Annotated in this window: 22 protein-coding genes and 6 tRNA genes; 14 read left to right on the top strand and 14 right to left on the bottom strand. The window is 54.9% G+C overall.

Features of this window, described 5'->3' with window-relative positions:
• Positions 1–11: 11 nt before the first annotated feature.
• Positions 12–1,319 (bottom strand): NtaA/DmoA family FMN-dependent monooxygenase, encoded by a 1,308-nt coding sequence (locus tag AC4PCC_RS05755; protein ID WP_492126703.1) that lies wholly within the window; start codon positions 1,317–1,319, stop codon positions 12–14.
• A 1-nt stretch (position 1,320) separates the two neighbouring features.
• The gene (locus AC4PCC_RS05750; RefSeq protein WP_492126702.1) at positions 1,321–2,241 is read right to left on the bottom strand and encodes an aliphatic sulfonate ABC transporter substrate-binding protein; all 921 of its coding nucleotides are present in this window, start codon (positions 2,239–2,241) and stop codon (positions 1,321–1,323) included.
• An 87-nt stretch (positions 2,242–2,328) separates the two neighbouring features.
• Here AC4PCC_RS05750 and AC4PCC_RS05745 point away from each other — a divergent pair, with 87 nt between their 5' ends.
• The 5 genes from AC4PCC_RS05745 (at position 2,329) to AC4PCC_RS05725 (ending at position 7,642) form a co-directional block, all read left to right on the top strand.
• Positions 2,329–3,294 carry a LysR family transcriptional regulator gene (locus tag AC4PCC_RS05745; protein WP_492126701.1) on the top strand — a complete coding sequence of 322 codons (966 nt, stop codon included), beginning with the start codon at positions 2,329–2,331 and terminating at the stop codon, positions 3,292–3,294.
• 110 nt (positions 3,295–3,404) lie between these two features.
• Complete coding sequence (locus tag AC4PCC_RS05740) at positions 3,405–4,487, top strand: LLM class flavin-dependent oxidoreductase (protein WP_492126700.1); 1,083 nt, start codon at positions 3,405–3,407, stop codon at positions 4,485–4,487.
• On the top strand, positions 4,487–5,458 hold the full coding sequence (locus tag AC4PCC_RS05735) for an ABC transporter substrate-binding protein (protein WP_492126699.1): 972 nt from the start codon (positions 4,487–4,489) through the stop codon (positions 5,456–5,458). The genes AC4PCC_RS05740 and AC4PCC_RS05735 overlap by 1 nt, the downstream gene beginning before the upstream one ends.
• Positions 5,455–6,042 carry a cysteine dioxygenase family protein gene (locus AC4PCC_RS05730; RefSeq protein WP_492127457.1) on the top strand — a complete coding sequence of 196 codons (588 nt, stop codon included), beginning with the start codon at positions 5,455–5,457 and terminating at the stop codon, positions 6,040–6,042. The genes AC4PCC_RS05735 and AC4PCC_RS05730 overlap by 4 nt, the downstream gene beginning before the upstream one ends.
• The gene (locus tag AC4PCC_RS05725; RefSeq protein WP_492126698.1) at positions 6,035–7,642 is read left to right on the top strand and encodes a rhodanese homology domain-containing protein; all 1,608 of its coding nucleotides are present in this window, start codon (positions 6,035–6,037) and stop codon (positions 7,640–7,642) included. The genes AC4PCC_RS05730 and AC4PCC_RS05725 overlap by 8 nt, the downstream gene beginning before the upstream one ends.
• 70 nt (positions 7,643–7,712) lie before the next feature.
• Here AC4PCC_RS05725 and AC4PCC_RS05720 read toward each other — a convergent pair whose 3' ends face one another.
• Positions 7,713–8,465 carry a helix-turn-helix domain-containing protein gene (locus AC4PCC_RS05720; RefSeq protein ID WP_492126697.1) on the bottom strand — a complete coding sequence of 251 codons (753 nt, stop codon included), beginning with the start codon at positions 8,463–8,465 and terminating at the stop codon, positions 7,713–7,715.
• 138 nt (positions 8,466–8,603) lie between these two features.
• Here AC4PCC_RS05720 and AC4PCC_RS05715 point away from each other — a divergent pair, with 138 nt between their 5' ends.
• A complete protein-coding gene (locus AC4PCC_RS05715; RefSeq protein ID WP_492126696.1) occupies positions 8,604–9,275 on the top strand; it encodes a YoaK family protein in 672 nt (223 codons plus the stop codon).
• 96 nt (positions 9,276–9,371) lie between these two features.
• Here the strand turns inward: AC4PCC_RS05715 and AC4PCC_RS05710 are convergent, their stop codons facing one another.
• The 4 genes from AC4PCC_RS05710 to AC4PCC_RS05695 form a co-directional block, all read right to left on the bottom strand.
• Positions 9,372–9,851, bottom strand: a complete 480-nt coding sequence (locus tag AC4PCC_RS05710; protein ID WP_492126695.1) for a nuclear transport factor 2 family protein — start codon at positions 9,849–9,851, stop codon at positions 9,372–9,374.
• A gap of 48 nt (positions 9,852–9,899) precedes the next feature.
• Positions 9,900–10,478 carry a TetR/AcrR family transcriptional regulator gene (locus AC4PCC_RS05705; protein ID WP_492126694.1) on the bottom strand — a complete coding sequence of 193 codons (579 nt, stop codon included), beginning with the start codon at positions 10,476–10,478 and terminating at the stop codon, positions 9,900–9,902.
• 331 nt (positions 10,479–10,809) lie between these two features.
• Positions 10,810–10,885, bottom strand: a tRNA-Ala gene (locus AC4PCC_RS05700).
• A 45-nt stretch (positions 10,886–10,930) separates the two neighbouring features.
• A tRNA-Ala gene (locus AC4PCC_RS05695) sits at positions 10,931–11,006 on the bottom strand.
• A gap of 416 nt (positions 11,007–11,422) precedes the next feature.
• On the opposite strand from AC4PCC_RS05695, the gene AC4PCC_RS05690 reads away from it, so the two are divergent.
• Together AC4PCC_RS05690 and AC4PCC_RS05685 are read left to right on the top strand one after the other, a co-directional pair.
• Positions 11,423–12,208: a formate/nitrite transporter family protein gene (locus tag AC4PCC_RS05690; protein ID WP_067705857.1), complete on the top strand. Its 786-nt coding sequence runs from the start codon at positions 11,423–11,425 to the stop codon at positions 12,206–12,208.
• Positions 12,209–12,360: 152 nt separating this feature from the next.
• Positions 12,361–12,720, top strand: a complete 360-nt coding sequence (locus AC4PCC_RS05685) for a YfeC-like transcriptional regulator (RefSeq protein ID WP_067705859.1) — start codon at positions 12,361–12,363, stop codon at positions 12,718–12,720.
• 265 nt (positions 12,721–12,985) lie between these two features.
• Here AC4PCC_RS05685 and gltX read toward each other — a convergent pair whose 3' ends face one another.
• Positions 12,986–14,407: a glutamate--tRNA ligase gene (gene gltX / locus AC4PCC_RS05680; protein WP_492126693.1), complete on the bottom strand. Its 1,422-nt coding sequence runs from the start codon at positions 14,405–14,407 to the stop codon at positions 12,986–12,988.
• Positions 14,408–14,681: 274 nt separating this feature from the next.
• Here gltX and AC4PCC_RS05675 point away from each other — a divergent pair.
• The 4 genes from AC4PCC_RS05675 to AC4PCC_RS05660 all read left to right on the top strand — a co-directional run bounded on the left by AC4PCC_RS05675 (position 14,682) and on the right by AC4PCC_RS05660 (position 15,072).
• Positions 14,682–14,757 (top strand) — tRNA-Val (locus AC4PCC_RS05675).
• A gap of 51 nt (positions 14,758–14,808) precedes the next feature.
• Positions 14,809–14,884: transfer RNA gene (locus AC4PCC_RS05670), tRNA-Val, on the top strand.
• Between the two features lie 32 nt (positions 14,885–14,916).
• Positions 14,917–14,992 (top strand) — tRNA-Val (locus AC4PCC_RS05665).
• 4 nt (positions 14,993–14,996) lie between these two features.
• Positions 14,997–15,072, top strand: a tRNA-Lys gene (locus AC4PCC_RS05660).
• A gap of 165 nt (positions 15,073–15,237) precedes the next feature.
• On the opposite strand, the gene AC4PCC_RS05655 is transcribed toward AC4PCC_RS05660, so the two are convergent.
• Positions 15,238–16,773 (bottom strand): M12 family metallo-peptidase, encoded by a 1,536-nt coding sequence (locus AC4PCC_RS05655; RefSeq protein ID WP_492126692.1) that lies wholly within the window; start codon positions 16,771–16,773, stop codon positions 15,238–15,240.
• A gap of 367 nt (positions 16,774–17,140) precedes the next feature.
• Between AC4PCC_RS05655 and AC4PCC_RS05650 the strand changes: the two genes are divergently transcribed.
• The gene (locus AC4PCC_RS05650) at positions 17,141–17,485 is read left to right on the top strand and encodes a FlxA-like family protein (RefSeq protein WP_492126691.1); all 345 of its coding nucleotides are present in this window, start codon (positions 17,141–17,143) and stop codon (positions 17,483–17,485) included.
• On the opposite strand, the gene AC4PCC_RS05645 is transcribed toward AC4PCC_RS05650, so the two are convergent.
• Positions 17,482–18,402, bottom strand: a complete 921-nt coding sequence (locus AC4PCC_RS05645; protein ID WP_492126690.1) for a LysR family transcriptional regulator — start codon at positions 18,400–18,402, stop codon at positions 17,482–17,484. The genes AC4PCC_RS05650 and AC4PCC_RS05645 overlap by 4 nt on opposite strands.
• A gap of 94 nt (positions 18,403–18,496) precedes the next feature.
• Between AC4PCC_RS05645 and AC4PCC_RS05640 the strand changes: the two genes are divergently transcribed.
• On the top strand, positions 18,497–19,522 hold the full coding sequence (locus tag AC4PCC_RS05640; protein WP_492126689.1) for a bile acid:sodium symporter family protein: 1,026 nt from the start codon (positions 18,497–18,499) through the stop codon (positions 19,520–19,522).
• A gap of 52 nt (positions 19,523–19,574) precedes the next feature.
• On the opposite strand, the gene AC4PCC_RS05635 is transcribed toward AC4PCC_RS05640, so the two are convergent.
• The 4 genes from AC4PCC_RS05635 to zipA form a co-directional block, all read right to left on the bottom strand.
• Positions 19,575–21,083 carry a PhoPQ-activated pathogenicity-related family protein gene (locus AC4PCC_RS05635; protein WP_492126688.1) on the bottom strand — a complete coding sequence of 503 codons (1,509 nt, stop codon included), beginning with the start codon at positions 21,081–21,083 and terminating at the stop codon, positions 19,575–19,577.
• A gap of 104 nt (positions 21,084–21,187) precedes the next feature.
• Positions 21,188–21,400 (bottom strand): DUF3820 family protein, encoded by a 213-nt coding sequence (locus AC4PCC_RS05630; RefSeq protein ID WP_492126687.1) that lies wholly within the window; start codon positions 21,398–21,400, stop codon positions 21,188–21,190.
• Between the two features lies 1 nt (position 21,401).
• Positions 21,402–23,420, bottom strand: a complete 2,019-nt coding sequence (ligA, locus tag AC4PCC_RS05625; protein ID WP_492126686.1) for an NAD-dependent DNA ligase LigA — start codon at positions 23,418–23,420, stop codon at positions 21,402–21,404.
• An 86-nt stretch (positions 23,421–23,506) separates the two neighbouring features.
• Complete coding sequence (zipA, locus tag AC4PCC_RS05620; RefSeq protein ID WP_492126685.1) at positions 23,507–24,505, bottom strand: cell division protein ZipA; 999 nt, start codon at positions 24,503–24,505, stop codon at positions 23,507–23,509.
• Between the last annotated feature and the right edge of the window lie 130 nt (positions 24,506–24,635).

The following is a 24,635-nucleotide window of genomic DNA, read 5'->3' as shown; positions in this document are numbered from 1 at the left end:
GGTCGCCTTTTTTATTGCAGCGGCAGGTCGAGATGGTCACGCAGCGTCCTCCCCGCGTAATCCTGACGAAAAGCCCCCCGCTGTTGCAGCTCCGGCACAACGTAGTCCGCAAAATCATTGAGCGATGCGGGCATATCGGCGGGCATCAGTACAAAACCGTCGCAGGCTCCGCTGTCCACCCAGAGCGTCATTTCAGTGGCTATCTCTGCCGCGGTGCCGACCATCACCGGGAACGACGCGCTCGCCGCATAAGTTTTAGCGACCTGCGCCAGGGTTTTCCCCTCGCGGCGCGCCTGAGCGATAACATACTCAAAGCGCCCTTTACTGCCGCTAATATGCGGAAAAATATCCGGGAAAAGCGCATCAGGATCGTGCTGTGACAAATCGTAATTCATGCTGGCGGACATAAAGCTTAGCCCGGCCAGCGGGTTGACCAGCTCATCCAGCAGACGCCGCTTTTCCTCCGCTTCCCGGCGCGTTGCGCCCACTATCGGCATCACGCCGGGCAGGATTTTACAGGCTTCCGGCTGGCGGCCCTGCGCAAGCATCTCCGCTTTAAACTGCTGGTAAAACTGCTGCGCCCGCGCCCGTTCCGGCTGCACGGTAAAAATAACTTCGCCCACGCGGGTGGCCACATCGCGGAAATCCTGTGAGACCCCGGCCAGAATCTGCACCGGCCTTCCCTGCGGAGAGGCTGCCACCGTCAGCGGCCCCTGGATCTGGAAATGCTCGCCGTGGAAATGGGTGTAGCTGACCTTTTGCGGATCAACCCAGACCCCTGAGGCTTTATCAGCCACCCGCGCATCGGGTTGCCAGCTCGCCAGCAGTCGGTGTACTGCATCAATAAATTCCCCGGCACGCTGATAGCGCGCGTTGTGCCCCATATGCTGCGTTCGGCTGAAGTTACGCGCCTCACCGTCGTTAGTGGAGGTAACGGCATTCCACGCCATGCGCCCGGCGCTAAAGTGATCGAGGGTCGCCAGCGTGCGGGCGGCGTGAAAGGGTTCACCGTAGGTGGTGGAGAGCGTGCCGCCCAGCCCGATGCGATCGGTAAACAGGCCAAGCGCGGTAAGCAGCGCCATCGGTTCCGGGCGGGCATAGCCGGGACGATACTGCACGGTGGTGGCGATATCGCCGCCGTAGATGTCGTCAATCGACAGCTTATCGGCCACGAAAGCAAAATCAAACTTCGCCTCCTCGGCTTTTTTAACCAGCGTCAGCCAGGTGCTGAGCTGCATCGGGTCCGGGTTTTGCGCCCCGGGATGGCGCCAGCCGCCTGCATGCAGCCCGGTATCGCTAAGATAGAGTGCAAGATGCATATTACTTCCTCTGCGACAGGCTGAGATCGACGAAGGCTGCGGCGCTGAGCGGTTTGGGGATCAGGCCATTCTTCACGTACAGGTCAGCGGTATTCTGCTGCACGTTAAGCACCTCCTGATTGTTATCATCAATGCTATTCACCTCCCGCTTCACCTTCAGCAGCGCCACCGCCTGCGGAATACGCAGCAGCTTACTGATTGACGCCGCATATGCCTCGGGATGCTGCTCACCCCACGCGCGGGCGCGCGTCAGGCGCTGGCTGAAATCAACCAGCTCGGCCCGTTTGCTGGCGATGGCGCTGTTGCTGGCTATCAGGTAGTTGATCGCCGGGTAGTCACGGCCGTCGGCAATAATCTGCGCGCCGGACTGGGACGTGGCGAAAGAGACGTAGGGTTCCCAGGTCGACACCGCATCCACTCCACCCTGATCCAGCACCAGCGTCGCTTCGGCTGGCGTGGTAAAGACAAATGAGACGCTGGCCGGATCGACACCCGCACGCTTCAGTGCCTGTAGAGCCAGGTTATGGCCAGATGACCCTTTCACCGTCGCAATGCGCTTTCCGCGCAGATCCTCCACCCGATGGACCGCACTGCCCTTTTTGACAATCAGCGCATTGCCGGCATAGCGCGTGGCCAGAATCCCCTTCGCATCCAGTCCGGCGGCCACGGCAAAGGTTAGCGGCGCATCGCCGACCGAACCTGCGTCAATGGAGCCGGCACGCATCGCCTCCAGCAGCGGTGCTGCGTTAGCAAATTCATGCCACTCCAGGGTATAGGGGGTATTTTTTAGCTCTCCGGCGGCCTCGAGGATGGCGCGGGCGTTGCCGCGCTGATCGCCGACGGCCAGCGTATTGGCCGCCAGCGCTGGCGTGGACAGTAACGCCGCGATCAGGCCGAGGGTATTCAGGGTGAATGCTTTCATCTGATGTCTCAATATGAGTAAAAAACTGAGACTACCACCGGCTTTTTTATTCTCTAAATGCATTATACGCGCATTCAATATGCAAAATTGACATATCTGTTTGCGGGCGCGCTGCTTATGCTGAGCCTCTTTGCCGGTGGAAAATGGAAAATGAAACTCGACGATCTGCAAGCCTTTGTCACCCTTGTTCAGCTACAGTCGACCCAGCAGACGGCTGAAAAACTGGGTCTGACGCAGCCCGCGGTGACCCGCCGCGTGCAAAATTTTGAAGAGTCGCTTGGCGTTCAACTGCTCGACAGACAGACCAGGCCCCTGAAACCCACATCCCTGGGCTGGCAGGTTTATCAGCAGTGCCAGCGTATTGCCGGTCAGGTGAATGAACTCAATCAGCTGGTGGCGACAGACGCGCCACCCAGCGGCGTGCTGCGCTTCGGCCTGCCTCACACTCTTTCCGATACCACGCTGCTGCCCGCGCTGGCGCTGATGCAGTCTCGCTATCCCCACCTCCAGCTGCGGCTAAACAGCGGCTGGGGCGATCGGCTGCTGGGATCCCTCGATCAGGCCGCGCTGGATGCGGCGCTGCTGCTGGCCCCTGCCGATAAAATTTTCAATGACGCCCTCAAATCGACGGCGCTGGGAGACGTGCCGCTGGCGGTCGTCACCGCCGACGACGGCGAGCCACTGCCTGCCACGCTGGCGGCCTGCTATAAGAAGGGGTGGATCCTCAACCCTGACGGCTGCGGCTTTCGCGCGACCCTTGCGCGAGCGCTGGCCGATCGCGGGCTTCCCCTGACGCTGAATGTCGAAGTTCAGGGCGTGGCGATGCAGCTGGCGCTGATTGCCGCAGGACGCGGGCTGGGTATTATGCCGGAGATACTGGTGAAGCACAGTTCCCCTCAGCATCGGGTGCGCAGCGTGCCGCTGGCAGACTTTGCTCCCATTAGCCAACTCTGGCTCGTGCACCCTTCCCTTCCCGCAAATCAACAGGCGGCGGTGGCGGTATTTGCTACTGAACTGGCGAAAGGGTATCACCCGGACGAGGACCGACATTAGTTAGTTTTTATATTAGCTACGTACAATTATGAATTTCACACATATTAGATTTCAGCTTAGGGTTTTTTCTCTGTCGGTAATTTGCCGGCCTTCCTCCAGGAGAAAACGTCATGGGCATTCAGTTCCTTGGTATGATCGGCCACCGGCTGGCGTCAGAAATCATCGCCCCCAGCGGCCCGCTTTTTAATAAACAGTATATTGCAGACTTCGCCCAGGCCCATGAGCAGGCAGGCTTTGACCGCGTGCTGGTCGGTTACTGGTCAGATCAGCCTGATGGCTTTCTGGTTACCGCCCATGCGGCGGCGAATACGTCGCGCATCAAATTTTTACTGGCGCATCGGCCCGGCTTCGTCTCCCCGACGCTGGCCGCCCGCAAGCTGGCCACGCTGGACCAGCTAACCGATGGCCGACTGGCCGTGCATATCATCAGCGGGGGCAGCGACGCGGAGCAGCGTCGCGACGGCGACTTTCTCAACAAGACGCAGCGCTACGCGCGCACCGATGACTTCCTCAGCGTACTGCGACAGGGCCTGGAAGCCGATCATCCCTGGGATCATCAGGGAGAGTATTTCCTGACTGAACAGGCGTTTTCCGCCATCAAGCCGGTGCAGGCGCACCTTCCGGTCTATTTCGGTGGCTCCTCGCCCGAGGCAATTGCGGTTGCCGCGCGTCATGCCGATGTGTTCGCTCTCTGGGGCGAGCCGCTGGCGGGCGCGGCGGAAACGGTGCGCACCGTGCGCGCCGCCGCCGCTAAGCAGGGCCGTGAAATCGGCTTCAATATCTCTTTCCGTCCCATTATTGCCCCAACGGAGAAGGAAGCCTGGGAGAAGGCGGAACATATTCTGGAGACGGCGCGCAACAAGCTGACCGCGTCCGGTCACGATTTTGGCCTGCCGAAACCGCAAAGCGTGGGCGCGCAGCGGCTGCTTGCCGCGGCGAATGAAGGGGCGCGGCTGGACAAGGTTCTGTGGACCGGCATTGCCAAACTGGTGAGCGGCGGCTACAACTCCACCGCCCTGGTCGGCACGCCGGACCAGGTGTCTGATGCCCTGCTGGACTATTACAACCTGGGCATTGAAAGCGTACTTATCCGCGGCTTTGATCCCCTCAACGATGCGCGGGAGTATGGTAAACAGCTGATCCCGCTTACGCGGGAAAAAGTGGCGGCACGTCGCGTAGCAAGGAGTGCCTGATGCGATTTTCACTGCTTGTTTTCGGGCTGGCCGCTGCCCTCTCACTGAGTGCCAGCGCGGCGGAGAAAGTTACCCTTAAGCTGGGGGACGTTAAGGGCGACCGGTTTATCTCGCTGCGTGAATCGGGCCAGCTGAAGGATCTGCCCTACGACCTGAAACTGACCTCGTTTGACTCCGGCGCGCCAGTGCAGGAAGCGTTAAACGCCGGTGCGCTGGACATTGGCTTCACCGGCGATCTGCCGTTCCTGTTCGTGTTTGCCGCAGGCGCGCCGGTGAAGGCGGTGGGCGCCTGGCAAAACAATCCGGACAGTATTGCGCTGCTTACGCGACCTGATAGCGGTATTCACAGCCTGAAGGATCTTATAGGTAAACAGATCGCCGTAAACCGCGGAGGCTGGGGCCATTATCTGCTGCTGGGCCTGCTGGAGCGCGCGGGCCTGAAACTCCCGGACGTGACGCTGCGTTTTCTTGGCCCGGTCGATGGCCGGGCGGCGCTTGCCAGCCACGCCGTGGATGCCTGGGCCACCTGGGAACCCTATGTTTCTTCTGCGGAGGAAGTGGATAAAGATGTGAGGGTGCCGGAGGGCGGCGGCAAAGGGATCCTTTCCGGCTACTCCTATTCGCTGGCGCGGGAGGAGGCGCTAAGGGATCCGGCTAAGCGGGAAGCCATTGCCGATTTAATGACCCGCCTTGCCAGAGCACAGGTCTGGGCTGCGCAGCATCCGCAGGCGTTTGCCAACGCCCTCTCAACATCACTGGGCTTCCCACCCGCGATCGCCGCCCGCTGGATTGCCAGCGCGCAAATCCGCCCGCTGAACTTTACTCCACAGGTGGCCGATACCCTGCAAAAGTCGGCTGATTTTTTCTTTAACTATCACGTGCTGCCAAAACGTATCGACGTTCATCAGGCGTTTGACTACGACCTTTCCGCGGGCGCCAATCAGGTTGCCTCTGAACAGGGGATCAAATAATGCCTCTTCAACATCACCGGCTGCGCGACTTTGTCAGGAGCCTGGCCTCGCTGCTGGATAGCCATCCCAGCGAGGAAACCATTCTGCACCAGGGTCGTCAGCTCCTCGGTGAACTTATCCGCCATGATGACTGGCTTGGGCCGGAATTCGCCCAGCCGGATCCTGAACGTTATCAGCAATATCTGCTGCACGCCGATGCGCAACAGCGTTTTTCGATCGTGAGCTTCGTCTGGGGGCCTGGTCAGCGCACGCCGATACACGATCACCGCGTCTGGGGGCTGATTGGCATGCTGCGCGGCAGTGAAATTTCTCAGGGGTATCGATGGGAGGCTCAGGGCCTGACGCCCGACGGCGAGCCGGTTCGCCTCGAACCTGGCAGCGTGGAGGCCGTCTCGCCCGCAGCGGGGGATATCCACCGCGTCAGCAATGGGCAGGATCGCGTTTCGATCAGTATTCACGTTTACGGCGGCAATATTGGTGCCGTAAAGCGGGCCGTCTATCAGCCCGATGGCAGTGAAAAAACCTTTATTTCTGGCTACAACAACGCTTTTTTACCCAATATATGGGATCTTTCACATGACTGACACACCACTACATTTTCGTCGCGCAGCCGAGATTCGATCCGCCCTCCTTCAGCACCAGGAGGTGGCGCTCATCGACGTGCGCGAAGAGGCGTACTACGCCACCGGCCATCCGCTGTTTGCGGTTAATATCCCCCTTTCGAAGCTGGAGATTGAAATCCTCAACCGCGTGCCCCGGCTGGCAACGCCGGTGACGATCTACGACGGCGGTGAAGGACTGGCGGCCGTCGCGGCCGCGCGCTTATCCGCGCTTGGCTACGCTGATGTAGCGCTGCTGGAGAATAACCTGGCAGGCTGGCAGACGGGCGGCGGCGAGCTGTTTATTGACGTCAACTCCCCCAGCAAGGCCTTCGGCGAGCTGGTCGAAAGTCGTCGTCACACGCCCTCTCTGCCTGCGGAAGAGGTGAACGCCCTGCTGCACAGCGGCAGCCCGGTGGTGGTGCTGGACAGCCGCCGCTTTGATGAGTATCAGACGATGAGTATTCCCGGCGGCATCAGCGTACCGGGTGCTGAGCTGGTATTGCGCGTACGGGATCTGGCTCCCTCGGCGGAAACAACCATCGTCGTTAACTGTGCGGGACGCACCCGCAGTATTATCGGTACGCAGTCCCTGATTAATGCCGGGATTGATAATCCTGTTTATGCACTGCGTAACGGCACTATCGGCTGGACGCTGGCCGGATTGAAGCTGGATCATGGGCAAACGCGCCGCTTTGGCAAGGTGAGCGAGAATGCAAAAATTCAGGCTGCAAAGGGCGCGCGAAAAGTCGCCGATAGCGTCGGCGTTAAGCGTTTGTCAGGCACGCAGCTCAGCCAGTGGCAGGAAACACGTACGCGCTATCTTTTCGACGTGCGTGACGCAGAGGAGTACGCCGCGGGGCATCTGCCGGGCGCGCGTCACGTGCCGGGCGGCCAGCTGGTTCAGGAAACCGATCACTACGCCAGCGTCAGAGGGGCGCAGGTGATACTGGTTGATGATGATGGCGTACGGGCCAATATGAGCGCTTCCTGGCTGGCGCAGATGGGCTGGGATGTGGCGGTAGTGGACGGGCTTACCGCCGCCGATTTCAGTGCCACCGGGGCCTGGTCGCCTACTATCCCTGCCCTGCCCCCTCAGGAGGAGGTTGAGCCTGCCGTACTGGCAACGTGGCTGGATCAGGGAGGCATCCAGCTGCTGGACTTCACCACCAGCGCTAACTACGTTAACGGCCATATACCCGGTGCCGCCTGGCTACAGCGGACGCTGCTGACCCAGAAAGGGAAAGAGGCGATACCGGCTGCGCAACGCTATGTGGTGACCTGCGGCAGCAGCATGCTGGCGCGCTTTGCGGTTCAGCAGATCTCCGGGCTGACCGGCAGGCCGGTGGTGGTGCTGAAGGGCGGTAACACGGCCTGGAAAGCCGCAGGGTTGCCCGTGGAACAGGGAGAGACAAGGCTACTCCAGCCGCGCGACGATCGCTATCGCCGCCCCTATGAGGGCACCGACAACGCCCCCGAAGCGATGCAGGCTTACCTCGACTGGGAGTTTGGTCTCATTGCCCAGCTGGATCGCGATGGCACGCACGGCTTTCACGTCCTGACGGAAAGCGTCGCCGGGGCGTAAAGCGTTCATCAGACAGCGTCGCGGGATAAGGGCCCATCGGGCCCTGAACACCAGAGACAGGCGTGTTCAGTCAGCTTTGTATCGATGCCATATATTGCCTGGGCGACATGCCCATCACCCGGGAAAACATCGTGGAGAAATTGTTGCCTCCCTGGTATCCGAGATCCAACGCCACCTGGGTTACGCTAAATCCGCGGGATAACCGTTCTACTGCACAAATGACCCGGTAGCGATTGCGCCAGTTCAAATAATTCATTCCCGTTTCCCTGATAAATAGCCGGGAAAGGGTTCTTTCGCTACAGCCTGCCCTGTCAGCTAATTGTTTAAGAGAATAGTTTTGCCCTGGAGAATGACGCGTGAGATCGACTGCCATCCTTAACCGACGGTCATGCCCGTAAGAGATAAATAAATCCAGGCGCTTTATCACCAAATTGAGCTGGTGAATAATCAACGACAGGATCATTCTGGCATCGCCGTTATCCCGCTCCGGTCGGGAAAACTTCACCACCTCCTCCAGGAGCGCTTTTAACAGCGGCGTGGTGGTAAAGGTACGGCACCGGGCCTCCACACCATTGGCATGATCCGCCTGGATAAAGCAGTTAATGATTTCAGACGATTCACTGTAATAAATACTGTGTGGTAAGCCGCAGGTTATCCAGACCGCCCGCCCGGGGGGAACCAGCCGCAATCCTTCTTCGGTTTGAACCGATAGCGTCCCCTTAATAACCAGGGTCAGTTGCACGGTGGGATGGTGATGGCGGGCCATCCGCGCACCCTTTTCATGAATCACATATTCCCCGCGCAGCGGCAATTGCTCTGACATTGTCCTCACCTCAAACTCTTCTGTCGGTTTGGCAGAATTATCTCTTATTGCTTCTGCAATAATGACAGCCAACAGAACTGATGGCGAGCTTTGTCACTCTCCGACAGGGCATATAGCCAACTCCATACAGGAATATTCATGCAATCATTTCACCGCCTACTGGCTCCGGCGCTAAGTTTTAACGGCGGGTATGTCGACACCGTCGGTTTCCTTGCACTACAGGGACTCTTTACGGCGCATGTGACAGGCAACTTCGTTACCCTGGGCGTCAGTATTGTGCATGGAGCTTCCGGAGCGTTTGGCAAGATAATCGCCCTGCCACTTTTTGCCCTGGTGGTAGGTCTGACCCATCTTAGCGCCTCTTCGCTACAGCAAAAGGGCATTCCCCCGCTACGCCCGCTGTTAGCCGCCCACACATTGTTATTAGCGCTATTCTGCGTGCTTGCCATATCGCTGGGTCCATTCAGGGATGGCGATAGCCCCCTGGCCATTTTAACGGGAATGACGGCTGTCTCGGCAATGGCGATACAAAATACGGTCTCGCGCCTGCATATGAAAGGCATGCCACCCACTACGCTGATGACCGGTAACGTTACACAGATTGCCGTTGATTTCTTTGAGTTAATTAGCCAGGCCGGAGTTGAGAAACGAGGCGTTATTAAAAATAGAATGAAGCCGACAGGAAAAAACCTGCTGGGCTTTGCGGCAGGCTGTACAGGTGGGGCGCTGCTGTATCGCGGTGTCGGTTTGGGGTGTCTGATTGTTCCTGTATTCGTGGCTGTATGGGCGTGGGTTACCACTGAAAAATAGTACGGGTTGGGACAGATACTCACATTCTGATTTGATGACATTATCCTGTCCCAACGCCCATTTCATCAGGTCCCGTTTGGCAAAGCGCAGGCTGAATCAAAGACCCAGATCTGACAGACCGGGATGGTCATCCGGGCGGCGCCCTGCCGGCCAGTGGAATTTGCGGTCTGACGCTTCGATCGGCATATCATTAATACAGGCAAAGCGTCGGGTCATCAGGCCATCTTCGTCAAACTCCCAGTTTTCGTTGCCATAGGAGCGAAACCAGTTTCCTGAATCGTCATGCCACTCATAGGCGTAACGAACGGCAATGCGATTATCGGCAAAGGCCCACAGCTCTTTTATAAGGCGATAGTCCAGCTCTTTACGCCATTTCCGTTCAAGAAAGGCTTTACACTCATCGCGGCTCTCGACGAATTCGGCGCGATTTCGCCACCGGGTATCGACGGAGTAAGCCAGCGAGACTTTTTCTGGATCGCGGCTGTTCCAGCCATCCTCGGCCAGACGAACCTTCTCAATGGCTGATTCGCGCGTAAAAGGGGGAAGTGGTGGGCGTGGGGTCTGACGATCGGACATAGCAACTCCCTGGTTTAAAATACAGTCAGATCATTTGATCAAGCGGCATCAGGCTGGCGCAGAACAGGCCCTCTCCAGCAACGTTATGGCAATCGTTTTGGCACTCGCAGCGGCTTCGGGATCGCCCATCACTTTTGCCACGGTAATGGCCCCATCTATCAGGATTAGCAGCTGTCTGGCCAGGGCTTCCGGCTGTGCGCACTCTGCCCGTTCACACAGTAAAAGCGCATAATTGAGTAATTTCTTCTTGTGTGACTGACTTATCAAACGCACCGGATCGGCGGGGTTACCCACCTCGCCTGCCGTGTTGATAAACGCACAGCCGTGAAAATCAGGCGATGTAAACCACCCGTTGAGTACATCAAACATTTCCAGAATGCGCGCGCGCGGGTGAGTCTCTTTTTCTGTCTCACTGCAAAACCATGCCATCCATCGCAGATCGCGTGCCGCTAATACCGCAGCGGTTATCTCATCTTTATTCGCAAAGTAGTGATAAATACTTTTTCTGGACACACCGGAGGATTTTACTAAAAGGTCCATGCTGGTAGCCTGAATACCTTGCTCATAAATCAGTCTCCCGGCAGTAATGAGAATTTTTTCGCGCGTATCCAGGTTTTTTGTTTTCATGATGCGAATGTAGAACGTTCGTTCTCCTCTGTCAACGCAATAAATCTTTATTAACAGAAGGACAAGGTTTAAAGGAATACCGACAAAGACAGAATAAGGAGGGGCTGCCAGAAAAACCGGTCAGGGAAAGTACAATGAGAAACAACGCCATTTTATTAGACACAACAACGTGAGCGGTATGACCCGGCGTGATTTCGCGGACTTACTGTTGAATTATAATTGATTTGAGCGTTGAAAATCTGGCGAACCCACTCGACAGAGCTGGTGGCCATCATAGCGGGAGCAGAAATGTGTTTTTTGGGAACGAAGGAATTCGATGTCAAGAGATGATTGGTGGAGATAAGCGGGATCGAACCGCTGACCTCTTGCATGCCATGCAAGCGCTCTCCCAGCTGAGCTATACCCCCACAACAAAGAAACTGCTTTTCAGTCCAAATCTGCTGGTGAAGATTTGGTGGAGCTAAGCGGGATCGAACCGCTGACCTCTTGCATGCCATGCAAGCGCTCTCCCAGCTGAGCTATAGCCCCGTACCGAAAAACCTTGTCGTCTTGACGGCGGGGATAATATGAAACAGCGTCTGCGGTGTCAACGGCAAATTACCGATCTGCGGTCAATCGCTGAAAAAGCCGCCATTATGCGTTTTTTTTGGCAGCCTCTCTCTCAGACCCGGCAGCATAAACGCGCTCAGGCCTGCATGTTGGGATGCATAAAATGCCGCGCCGAAGCAAATTAAGCCACAATATGACTACACCCCTCTTTTGGCCGCCGCAATCATGTAAACAAGGCGTTAAAAACAGCTCTAATCGGCCTTGTTTTTGTTAAGAGCGCGTGTAAAACTGCGTCGTTTTTGACGGCCAGCCCGCACACAGCAAGGTTCAGGCGCATTTTCCTGACGCGATGCCTTTGGCCATTTTCATTATCACACCAGAAACTTAGAGCTACTATGTCCTCCTATTCACCTAAAGAAATTGCGGCGTTCGCCATTCAGTCGGGCGTTGCCAAAAGCCAGTATTCCGTCGCCACGCTGATTATCCTCGGTTTTATGGCCGGTGCATTTATTGCCGTTGGATTTCTGCTGGATATTCACGTTATCAACTCCCTTCCTGCTGACTGGGGTTCGTTCAGTGGACTGTTAGGGGCCGCCGTATTCCCGGTCGGCATCATTCTGACTATTCTGGCGGGAGGGGAGCTTCTGACCGGTAATATGATGACCCTGCCCATCGCCTGGTTTGCCCGCCAGATAAGTGGCTTAAGCCTGCTGCGTAACTGGTTCTGGGTCACCCTGGCGAACTTTGTCGGCAGCCTGGCCGTCGCCTGGTTCTTTGGCCATATTTTGGGCATGACCGAAGGTGACTACCTGAAAAAAACCGTTGCCATCGCCACGGCTAAGGTGAATGCCGATTTCACCCACGCTTTTATCTCAGGTATTGGCTGTAACTGGCTGGTGTGCCTGGCGACGTGGCTGGCCTTTGCCAGTAAAGACGTGGTAGGCAAAATTTTTGGTATGTGGTTCCCGGTTATGGCCTTCGTTGCCATCGGCTTCCAGCACGTCGTCGCCAATATGTTTATCGTCCCGGCCGCTATTTTCGCCGGTCAATTAAGCTGGGCAGCCTACCTGCCTAATTTTACAGCTGTTTTTCTGGGTAACACCGTCGGCGGTGCCGTCTTTGTTGGTCTGGCCTATTTTATGGCTTACCGTTCACAGCTGAATGCCGTAGTCCCCCGCTAATATCAATGCCCCCTGTCTTCAGGACCGGGGGTTATTGTTCTCCCGATCTGCCTGCCAAATTTTCTGCCCCTTTTAAGGCTTCCTGTTAGTTGTTCTGGGAACATTTTGCTGTAATATGATCGTGTTACATAACTCGCAAAAGGGATTGCACAATGAAAAAGGAATGGTTAACGCCAGAAGAACTGGCGCAGGAAACGGGTTTCAGTCGTCAGACCATCAACAAATGGGTTAAGAAAGAGCAATGGACAACCGCGCCTAAACCCGGCGTTCAGGGCGGTAAAGCACGGATGATATTTATTGATGAGCGGGTTAAAAACTTCCTCAAATCTACGCGTCACGCCGCTGAGCCCACCGCTACCTATCGCGTAACCCATAATTCCCTTCCTGCCCTGCTAATGACGTCACTCCAGCAGATGAATGCCGAAGAACAGGATCAGCTTTACTCACTGTTATTACGCGAAGGCATACAGGGATTATTGAATCGGCTAAGTATTCGCGGTAACGATCAATAAAAGAGGTTCGCCGGGCGGGAGATGACCCTTCGTCCGGTTGTTCCGGGAGCTAACATGGGTTAATACGATTGTGGCCCCTGGAAACCGGCAGCGCCTGCTTTCATCACACCGCAATCAGTTACATCACTGCCAGATGAAAAGCTGCCTGCCGGGCTGCATTACCCTGACGTATCTCAGCGCTAAGGATGACGGGTCCATTTGGCGCTGGCTAGAAAAAAGCCGTTCACCTGGTGTCAGGTAAACGGCTTTTCGCTGCACGATTTTATCAGACTGACTGCTGAGCTTCGCGCGCCTCAATCCAGCGGAGGGCCTGATTAATGCGAGCGACGCAGCGCGACTTGCCGATAGCATGGACCGTGACATCAAGTGCCGGAGACTGACCCGCGCCGGTTACTGCGACACGTAAAGGCATGCCCACTTTGCCCATGCCCACTGCAAGGTCGTCAGCGGTAGCCTGAATAGCCTGATGTACGCTTTCAGCCGTCCAGTCGCTCAACGCGCTAAGCTTGTCACGCACGACTTCCAGTGGCTGGCGTGCCACTGGACGCAGATGTTTCTTCGCGGCGTCAGGATCAAAGGCGTCAAAGTCCTCATAAAAGTAGCGGCAGGATGCAGCCATCTCTTTCAGCGTCTTACAGCGCTCACCCAGCAGCTTCACCAGTTGGGCCAGTTCAGGACCGGTGCGCGTATCTATCTTCTCCTGCTCGATATGCCATTGCAGGTGCGTCGCCACATATTCCGGTGCCAGCGAATTGATGTAGTGATGATTCAGCCACTGTAACTTTTCAGTGTTAAACGCGCTGGCTGATTTACTTACCGCGTCCAGACCAAACAGCTGCTTCATCTCGTCGATGCTGAAAATTTCCTGATCGCCATGCGACCAGCCCAGACGGACAAGATAGTTCAGCAACGCTTCCGGCAGATAACCATCGTCGCGATACTGCATCACCCCTACCGCACCGTGGCGCTTGGAGAGCTTTTTACCGTCGTCGCCGAGGATCATGGATACGTGCGCGTAGACCGGTACCTGAGCACCAATTGCCTTCAGGATATTAATCTGACGGGGCGTATTGTTGATGTGATCCTCACCGCGGATAACATGGGTAATTTCCATATCCCAGTCGTCGATCACCACGCAGAAGTTGTAGGTCGGCGCACCATCGGTACGACGAATGATCAGGTCGTCCAGCTCCTGGTTACTGAATTCAATCGGCCCACGGATCTGATCGTCGAAAATAACCGAACCTTCCTGAGGGTTACGGAAACGCACCACGCAGGGTTCATCATCAGCATGATGCTCATGGCTGTCAAGGCAGCGACCGTCATAGCGCGGCTTCTCATTATTAGCCATTTGCGTTTCACGCAGCGTCTCAAGGCGCTCTTTGGAGCAGTAGCATTTATAGGCCGTGCCTGCTTCCAGCATCTGGTCAATGACCGTGTTGTAGCGATCAAAACGTTTGGTCTGATAGTACGGGCCTTCATCCCAGTCCAGACCCAGCCAGTTCATTCCGTCCATAATGGCATCAATAGCCTGTTGGGTAGAACGTTCCAGATCGGTATCTTCAATACGCAACACGAACTCGCCGCCCTGATTACGGGCAAACAGCCACGAGTATAGCGCGGTGCGCGCGCCGCCAACGTGCAGGTAGCCCGTGGGGCTGGGAGCGAAGCGGGTTTTGATTTTCATTAACAGCTGCCTTATTACGCTATCAGATTCGGCCATTGCCGGAGGAGGTCTGATAAAGACCAAAAGAGAGTGGGCAACATTCTACCATCTGCAAGCGAATCCTCAACGCCATTCCCCCGCTTACTGCCAGGGTTAGCGGTAATCCCCCCCGGCAGACGGGCGTTTTTGCATAAAAGCCCAACATCTTGTTTAAATTTAAGACGAACAGTGATTTTCGTTTCAAAAACCGTTGACTCATTTCCCGCGATCCCTATAATGCGACTCCACACAGCGGGGGTGATTAGCTCAGTTGGTAGAGCATCTCCTTTACACGGAGGGGGTCGGCGGTTCGAGCCCGTCATCACCCACCACTCTAAACCGGTGGCTCCGCAGTGTAGGCAGTACCAGACGTGTACAGAAATGGGTGATTAGCTCAGTTGGTAGAGCATCTCCTTTACACGGAGGGGGTCGGCGGTTCGAGCCCGTCATCACCCACCATTTCTGAACAGGTTGTTATGAAGTACCGAAGTGGGTGATTAGCTCAGTTGGTAGAGCATCTCCTTTACACGGAGGGGGTCGGCGGTTCGAGCCCGTCATCACCCACCACTTCGGGTCGTTAGCTCAGTTGGTAGAGCAGTTGACTTTTAATCAATTGGTCGCAGGTTCGAATCCTGCACGACCCACCAATGTAAAAAGGCGCCCTAAAGGCGCCTTTTTGCTTTTCTGCATTTGCTCATTTGCTCATTTGCTCATTTGCTCATTTGCTCATTTGCTCATTTGCTCATTTGCTCATTTGTTCATTTGTTCATTTGTTCATTTGCTCAGCATTTGACCCTTCGGTATCATTAATTTCACTGACAGTCAGAGAGATAAACCCATGGCTTGCCGTACGGCGCAGAGTTAATATCCGGCGGCATATCCACCGAGTAAAAGTTCTGCCTGTAAATCTTCTCTTTATATGAAACCTTTTCGCCATAACTACTATAGAGTTTTTTACTCTCCCACTCTGTGTAGCCCGGACAGTTACCTGACGGATTGGGAACGGGATCCGGAGATGTGGTATAAAAGTTTGCAGCTGCTTCGCGGCGTTCATTTAGCCGACGGGCATTATCCTCGTATTTGGCACTTCCCATGGGAACACCATTGTAGGTGATGCGCGGATTAGAGAAATAATTCAGGCGCGGACAGCTCCCGGTCTGACAATTATAGGACATAATAGTACGCCACTTAGGCTGACTCGCTGCCACTTCATATTTAAATCCATGCCGGTAACAGGGCTCACGCGTTGGCGCTCCCCCATACTGATACAGATCGTGGCTGGCTCCTATGTTGTGCCCCATTTCATGAGCAAACGTATAGGTGCCCGTCAGAGACGAATATCGGATGACCGACGCAGCATTTGCCTTAGTGGCATCTACCGTTCCATTCCCCGTACCCGAGGTATCTTTCACCAGCATCACTACCAGATCGGCACCGGTTTTATCCCTGAAGGCATTAATCTCTTTGCTCAGCGCGGAACCCGAACTGACCAGCATTTGCCTGCGCATACTGGAATAATCGCCCATTTCATTATATGTCGCATCCAATATGCCCGCATTTTCAAAGGTTATTTTAACATCACTGTTTTTCGCGCCCTGATTCGCTTCGGCAAAGGCAACCGATGCCAGCGCGTTGATGTTCAGTGAAGCCATTACCGCTCGGGACTGGTTGGTCGTCACTAATGCCACTCTGATCGTACTTTGCTCTTTAACCGGATCAACGAATTGTCCTGGATTATCCGGGCAGACGATAGCGGCTTTGCTGCCGGAGAAAACAGGCAAGGATTCGTCGTTGTTATCTTCCGAAACTTTAGCTTCATCTACCCTGACGATAGCAACCTGCCCAGTGCCGCCGCTGAGTGGAAAGATCTGATAAAGCTGCCCACGGGTTCTGAACGTTCCAGCCAGCGTATTATGATTAAACACCAGCGTAGCCACATTTTCAGGATCGGTAATGGCCCCTTTTCCCATTTCACCTCTTACTAACATCGGGTCTGTTGAGGCATGCTTTGTTGCTGTCCCCGTCCAGGTGTAACTCTCATCGTTATTGAGGATCGAGGACCACCGCTTATATTCAACGGTATTACCTGCCGTAGTCAGCAATGTCAGTTTAGCGCTGTCGGGATTTAATATTGAATAGTCAATGCTTGCTAGTCGTATTTCACGGGTGGAACGAGCAACAGTAATATCTGAAAGAAATATATTTTTTGATTTATTAACGCCATCCTGCCCGCCTGGGTTTTGCAGATGCGAGATAAGTGGAGGCGCAGCATGTGCCAGCGTAACCAGACATATTGCGATATAAATAACATTAAAAAGAAACGCTCCGATCGCCCATTTTTTTTGCATTATAGTTTACCTGTTTGAAATGAAAAACAGTCAGCCACCTGACAGGCCCCTGTTTCCTATTCTGGCAAAGCACCGAGGGATAGCAAATTCACTCAGTGATATTCTCAATTATTTTCTATTGATAAATTCTTTATTATTATTCTCTGAATAACAGGAAATATATTAATCACGCCTGACCGCTAACCACATCTTTTCTTATACTGCTCAGGGGCGGCGTTCATCGTCTCCGTCGCCCTGCACGCTACCGGGCTTCAGGTCCTGCCTGCGCACCTTTTCGCATTCTTAGCGATTTTTTTACGAATTCTCTTATCAAGTATCTCCTTTAACCCTCCGATAACCGTACTGGTCTATTACAAAGGAGAATACGATGACGACTATCAGTGGTAGCAGCACAAGTTCAATTGGATCGGCAAGCTCGGGCGGCGGTTCAACCTCCCAGATTGCCACGCTGACCAAGCAGATTACTCAGCTGGAAAATCAGCTTAAGAGTCTGGGCACTGACGATTCGCTCACTACCGAGCAAAAGTCAGAGCAGGAACAGCTTATCCAGAGCCAGATTCAGATGATCGAATCTCAAATCGCCCAGATTGAGCAGCAGCAGGCGCAGAAGGCTCAGGAAAAGCAGGAAGCGAAAAAAGAGACGGCCAGCCCCAATGTAGCCGATGGTATCAACCGCCCAACGGCGACCAACTCAATTAACGTTTACGTCTAAAACGCCGGCATGATGCGGCGTTGCTGCGTCAGCAGGATTGCCTGCTGACGCACTTCCTGCCAGATAGCCTCTGCTGCCGGCGTAAGCGAGCGGTTTTTACGTCGTACCAGCATAATCGTCCTGTTGATTTCCGGTACCATTCGCCTGACAAGCAGCGGCCTGCCCTGCGGCAGCGGTAGCGCCAGCGCGGGCAAAATGCTGATACCTATCCCCGCCTCCACCATCGGATAGAGCGTGGCCGGGTGACCGATTTCCTGCACTATCTCCGCCCTCACCTGCTGCACGCGCAGCGCTTCATCAATCAGCACCCGACTGCCAGAGGTATAATCCTGGAGCACCAGCGGCCGGTCGTTCAGCATTTCCCAACTGATGGTTTGCTCCAGGGCCAGCGGATCGTCCTGACGGCAAAGCAGGAGAAACGGCTCATCGAGGATCGGTTCACAGGTGAAATCTTCAACCGTTAAAGGGCCAATGACGATGCCGAAATCCACTTCCGCGTTACGCACGCTTTGCAGTACCCACTGCTGTGGCCGGTCGCGCAGCATTATCCTGATGTCAGGGTAGTTTTGCTGGCTGGCCGCCAGGCACTGGGGCATCAGATGAGCTGATATCGTCTGGCTGGCCGCCACTCTTACCGTACCGCTGCGCTGCTGCCCATAGCTGCGAACATCCAGCAGCGTGGTGTTCAGCTCCTCCAGCAGACGCTCAAGCCGACTGGCAAGCTGTTTGCCCGCCTCGGTCAGCATCACCTCCCGGGTGGTGCGGTCCAGCAGGCGAATCCCCATTTCCCCCTCCAGCTCCTTGATGCTATGACTGACCGCAGACTGACTCAGGCCAATCTGCTGACCCGCCTGGCTAAAGCTACCCTGCTGTGCCACGGCAACGAATACCCGTAGCTGGCGAAGCGTATAATTCATCTGTTTTATTCATATATGGATTCAATAAATCAATTTTATTTCTAAACCCGTCCGGCGCACAATAGCCCCATTGTTTTTTAACCAGGCATTAACAATGGGACTCTTCCGCATTGATCCACTGATGTTAAAATTGATTATCACCGTACTGCTGGCGACGTTCATCCCCGCGCGCGGTCATTTCGTCGACGTGTTTGAATGGCTGACGACGGCGGCTATCGCCCTGCTGTTCTTTATGCATGGCGCTAAGCTTTCGCGTGAGAAAATTATCGCGGGTGGCGGTCACTGGCGGCTTCATCTCTGGGTGATGTGCAGCACCTTTGTGCTCTTTCCCCTGCTGGGGTTGCTGTTTGTCTGGTGGCATCCACTGCCGGTCAGCGCGGAGATTTACACCGGCTTCCTCTATTTATGCATCCTGCCTGCCACCGTTCAGTCAGCTATTGCCCTGACCTCACTGGCAGGCGGTAACGTTGCGGCGGCGGTTTGCAGTGCATCAGCCTCCAGCCTGTTGGGCGTGTTTATCTCTCCGCTGCTGGTGAGCCTGGTGATGGACGTCCATAACGACGCCGCCAGTGGTAACCTGGAGCAGATCGGTAAGATTATGCTACAGCTGTTGGTACCCTTTTTGGTCGGCCACCTTTCACGACGCTGGATCGCCGGATGGGTAGAAAAACATCGTGGGCTGATTGGTAAAACGGATCAGGCCTCCATTTTGCTGGTTGTCTATTCCGCCTTTAGTGAAGCCGTTGTGAACGGTATCTGGCACCGCGTCGGCGTCAGCACCCTGCTGTATATCGTGGCGGGTAGCCTGGGTATCCTGTTAGTGGTGTTACTGATCAACCTGCTGGCGGCCAGAATCTTCGGGTTTAACCGTCCGGATGAGATCACCATTCTGTTCTGCGGCTCGAAAAAAAGCCTCGCAAACGGCGTCCCGATGGCCAATATCCTGTTCCCGTCGGCATCGGTGGGGATTATTGTACTGCCGCTAATGATCTTCCATCAGGTGCAGCTGATGGTCTGTTCACTGCTGGCACAGCGCTATAAGAAGGCCGGAGAAAAGCTGGCGCAGCAGCAGGCGCAAAATGAAAAAGCGCCTCAGAACGTGGTGCAGTCGCAAAAATAGTTACGCTGAGAGCCCGTCGGAGGATAAGCCTGGCGGCTGTTCTTCGCTGGGCTCAAAAGCTTCGCGTCTCTGTTTTATTCACTCCTGCCTGCTGCTTAGCATCACTCAACCCGCGACCGGGCAACGTCTGACAGGCCCCGCCCTTATTGCGCGGCGCGGCAACAGGATAGCTTTCATCTGGCGTAATATAGACTTCCGTAGTCGCGACATAACCATCCCGGAAAAGTGCTTCAACGTAAGCGGCCTGCCAGCCTTTATCCGGCTTCACCAGCGTCAGCGTTATATTACTCTTTATGGGTAGCCCAGAAGACTCATAGTTAGCGCCGCACGCCAGACGGAAGTCGCGATCGTTGGCATTATAGGCCCGCCACAGGGTTAACTTCTTAGGATGCTCCGTAAACTTAATATCCAGCAGCCCCTTTTTTAACGACGCACGAATTTTGGGTAAGGGCTTTCCGCTCTGAATGCGGTTTATAAAGGGAATTAATGACTGTTCGGCAAAACGACCAATACCTGCATGGTCGCTGTTAGGGACTACCCTGAGAGACTTCATGCCCGGCAGCCGATCATAATAGTAGCGGGAGCTGTCAGGCACATAGAAATCATCACTGCTGGCATTAATAATATATTTTTTAATGGCCAGCCGTTTTTTATAGGCTGAAGACAGATATTCAAGCGGATCCTGTATCCTGAGCAACTGGCTGAAATTCGGCATATCAATATGGGTATCAATGCCCTCCTGATAATAAGGCGAGAACGCTACTGGCCAGTTATGACCATATACCCGATATATATGCTGCAATACCTGCCTGGTACTCAGCATATCCATAACAAAGGGCGCGATCGCCTCCACCCTGGGATCGGCAATTGCTGCCAGCCAGCTGCTCCAGCCACGTTTGGAAAAACCGGTGACGATGAACTCTTTAATTTTCCATTCCCTCAGCTCCCTTTCTGCCAGCGACATTGCCTGTGATACGCTGGCAGCCATAGGAATATGGAGCGGTAAAAGTGATCGCTCAGCCGGGTTTTTCATAAATAATGACCAGCTATGGGCCACGCTGTTATCTTCCGCTCGCGCGATATTATCGTCATGCCAGGTCTGATACTGATTAGGGACATCATTCAGTGAGAGGATAATGGTGCGCGTTGCCTGAGCCAGCGCCGTCAGCTGGGCGGGGGTCATATCGCTGGTCGCAACGGGAGACTTATTGTCGAAGTTGTTATTCGTGCCATTATTAATAAAAATAACCGCCGTCCTCATTTTCGCTCTGGGCGGAATATAGATATCTACGTCATGCCGCCACTCTTCAGGCTGAACCAGATGGGCAGGCGACCAGAACTGTGAATTCATATGATAGTGTGAAATAGTAACGTCGGCTACCTGCGTTTCGTTTAACCGCGTATATTTAGGATGCGAGGCGGTGATTTCTTTTGTATAACAGGGTAATACATCACTAAAGTCACGCCTTTCGCTCAGACAGCGGTCGCTGTGCCTGTTTTCTTCAGCCGAAGAAGTCATAGCGATAAAAATCAGTAAAGCAGCACCATATTTCATTTCCATCACATTACTCCTCCGATCATCTTTATGATGAGGTCAGGCGTAAATATGATTCATATTATTTACTGGTACAAATCAATTATTAGTGTTAAAGGCTTATTAAATATTTAACGGCGTAGCGGATTAATCAGCCCCTCAAGCCCCTCTATTTTAATGGCCAGCGTCAGCTGCATCAGCTCACCCAGTTTTCCCTCAGGAAATTCGCCCTTACGGGCGAACCATAGCAGATAAGGCTCCGGCAGATCGATAAGTCGCCGCCCTTTGTATTTACCAAAGGGCATTTCGGTGTTGGCAATGTCAATCAGCTGCTCTTTTTCCATCTCAGTTATCCAGCAGGCGAATGAGCTCAGCCTCGTCGATAATCTTAATATCCAGCGCCTGGGCCTTCACCAGCTTAGAGCCTGCCGCTTCACCGGCGATAACCAGATCCGTTTTCTTCGACACGCTGCCGCTGACCTTAGCGCCCAGCGCAGCCAGGCGATCTTTTGCCTCATCGCGAGACAGAATGGTCAGAGAACCCGTCAGCACCACGGTTTTTCCGGCGAAGGGGCTGTCAATTTCGTCTTTATTAACCACCTCAACTGCCGGCCAGGTGACGCCTGCCACCTCGATCAGCTGGCGAATCACTTCCCGGTTGCTCTCTTCGTCCATAAAGTTTCGCACGTGGCTGGCAACCACCTCGCCGACGTCCTGCACGGCGATCAGCTCTTCTAAAGAGGCGTTGATAATGCTTTCAATCTTACCAAAATGTGCAGCCAGGTTGGCGGCGGTCGCTTCGCCCACCTCGGTAATCCCCAGAGCATAGAGAAAGCGGGCCAGCGTGGTCTGCTTCGCTTTTTCCAGCGAGCTGACCAGGTTTTGTGCTGATTTTGGCCCCATCCGATCCAGGCCCGTCAGCTTGCCGGCGGTAAGGCTGAAGAGATCGGCAGGCGTTTCGACATACTGTTTTTCCACCAGCTGGTCGATAAGTTTGTCGCCCAGGCCATCAATATCCATCGCCCGGCGTGAAACAAAGTGCTTCAGTGCGCCTTTACGCTGCGCGCCACAGATCAGGCCGCCGGTACAGCGTGCAACCACTTCTCCCTCTACCCGCTCTACATCCGATCCACATACCGGACAGTGGCCAGGAAACACTATCGTACGGGCATCATCCGGGCGGTCGGCCGCAACCACGCCCACAACCTGGGGAATAACATCCCCGGCGCGGCGGATAATGACGCGATCGCCGATATGCAAACCCAGGCGATCAATTTCATCTGCATTGTGCAATGTCGCATTGCTGACCATCACCCCCGCTACCTGCACCGGCTCCAGTCGGGCGACCGGCGTAATCGCGCCGGTACGACCCACCTGAAACTCTACGTCCCGTACCCAGGTCAGCTGTTCCTGCGCCGGGAACTTAAACGCAATCGCCCAGCGCGGCGCGCGGGCGACAAAGCCAAGCTGTTCCTGGAGTTCCTGAGAATCCACTTTGATGACCACGCCATCAATATCAAAACCGAGCGTCTCACGCGCCGCTTCCACCTGATGATAAAACGCCAGTACCTCTTCCGGAGTGTGACACAGGCGAATACGATCGCTTACCGGCACACCCCAGGCTTTAAGCTGCTGGAGTCGGGCGTGGTGCGTACGCGGCATATCACCGCCTTCCAGCAGGCCGAAACCGTAGCAGAAGAACGTCAGGGGGCGTTTAGCGGTAATGCGGGGGTCAAGCTGGCGCAGCGAACCTGCCGCAGCGTTGCGCGGATTAGCGAACACCTTGCTCTCTTTGCGACGCGCTTCCTCATTCATCGCCTCAAATCCCGCCTGCGGCATAAAGACCTCACCGCGCACTTCAATACGCGCGGGGATGTTGTCCCCCCTCAAACGCAGCGGGATGGCGCGAATGGTGCGCACGTTGGCGGTAATATCTTCACCGGTGGTGCCGTCGCCGCGCGTGGCCGCCCGCACCAGCAGGCCGTTTTCGTACAGCAGGCTGACGGCAAGACCGTCCAGTTTCAGTTCACAGCAGAAGGTGATGTTATCGCTATTTTTCAGCCTGTCCTGTACCCGCTTGTTGAAAGCGAGATAGCTCTCTTCATCAAACACATTATCCAGCGACAGCATCGGCACTTCATGCCGAACCTGCCCGAATGCGCTGAGCGGTGCGGCCCCCACGCGCTGCGTCGGCGAATCCGGGGTAATCAGCTCAGGATGCGCCGCTTCCAGCGCCTTAAGCTCCTGCATCAGACGATCGTACTCCGCATCAGGAACGTCCGGCGCGTCTAAAACATGATACTGGTATTCATGATGGCGGAGGGCAGTTTGAAGCGCGATAATTTGGTCTTGAACGGATTGCATAGCGGCACCATAACGATAAAAAACCCCCGGCAGGCGGGGGTCTTGTCAAACGTGAATTCAGGTTGTCATCCCGACCCGGTTGCGGTTCAGGCGTTAGCCTCAATCACATCACGAATACGGTTTTTATAAGTTTCCAGCTTTTGCGGCGTCATCATGCGGCGCTCATCATCCAGAACCACGCCGCCAACGTCGTCGGCAATACGCTGTGCGGACTGAAGCATCAGCTTGAAGTTCTGATTGGCATCACCGTACGAGGGCACCATCATAAAAATTGAAATGCCGGGCGTGGAGAAGTCGGACATCTCATCCGGATTGAATGATCCGGGCTTAACCATATTGGCCAGGCTGAAGAGGACCGGACCACTGCCCGCCGGGCTGAGATGACGATGGAAGATATTCATTTCACCAAACTGGAAGCCAGCCTGCAGGACTCCTTGCAGCAGCGCCTCACCATTCAATACACCGCCTGCATGTGCGCCGACGTGCAGCACCAGCACCGTCTCTTTTGCGCGCTCCTGCCGTGGAGGCGCAGGCTTTTCAACTGGCGCATTGGGTTGAGCGTCTTCCTCAACGACCGGATCGAAAGCAGGTTCAAAGGTCGGTTCGACAGGCTCTGCCGGAACGGCCACGGGTTTAACCGGCGGGGCTGATGGTCGCACAGGCTGAGGACGCTGAACGGGTTCGGCGACGAATTCAGGTTCCTCAGGTTCAGGCGCATGGGGAAGCTCACCGCTAAACAGAGGATCCAGTTCCGGCTGCGTATCAGCCAGCGGCTGATGTCGCACAGGCTTTGCGGGTGGGCGAGTCTTTGATGGCCGCGTTGGCGCATCATCAACGCTGCGGGCTTCGAAACCAGGCTCAGCCTCATCATCCCCGCGCGAGCGTGGGCGCTGCACCCGCACTTCCCCCACGCCATCATCAGCGTTGTCGAAAGACTCTTCTTTATCCTGTTTTAAACGCTTGTGAGGGCGATCGCGAAAAACGGATGAGCGCTCTTTACGGCTGGTCCAGAGGCCATGAAGTAAGAGCGCTATTATGGCGATCGCGCCAACAACGATTAATATCAGACGCAAATCCTGCATCATTGTATTCTCTGTTGTTCCAATACCTTGCCACCGCGGCAAACTTTATCCTCTAACTGTATTTGCCCTGGGTAACAAGTGCAAGTCCATGCAGTATTTTCTGACAAATAAGCGTGCATCAACACGGTTTTTT

The sequence above is a fragment of the Erwinia sp. L03-1 genome, assembly GCF_058686115.1.
Note: the sequence above shows the minus strand (reverse complement) of the source record. Positions and strands in the feature narration are given on the sequence as shown.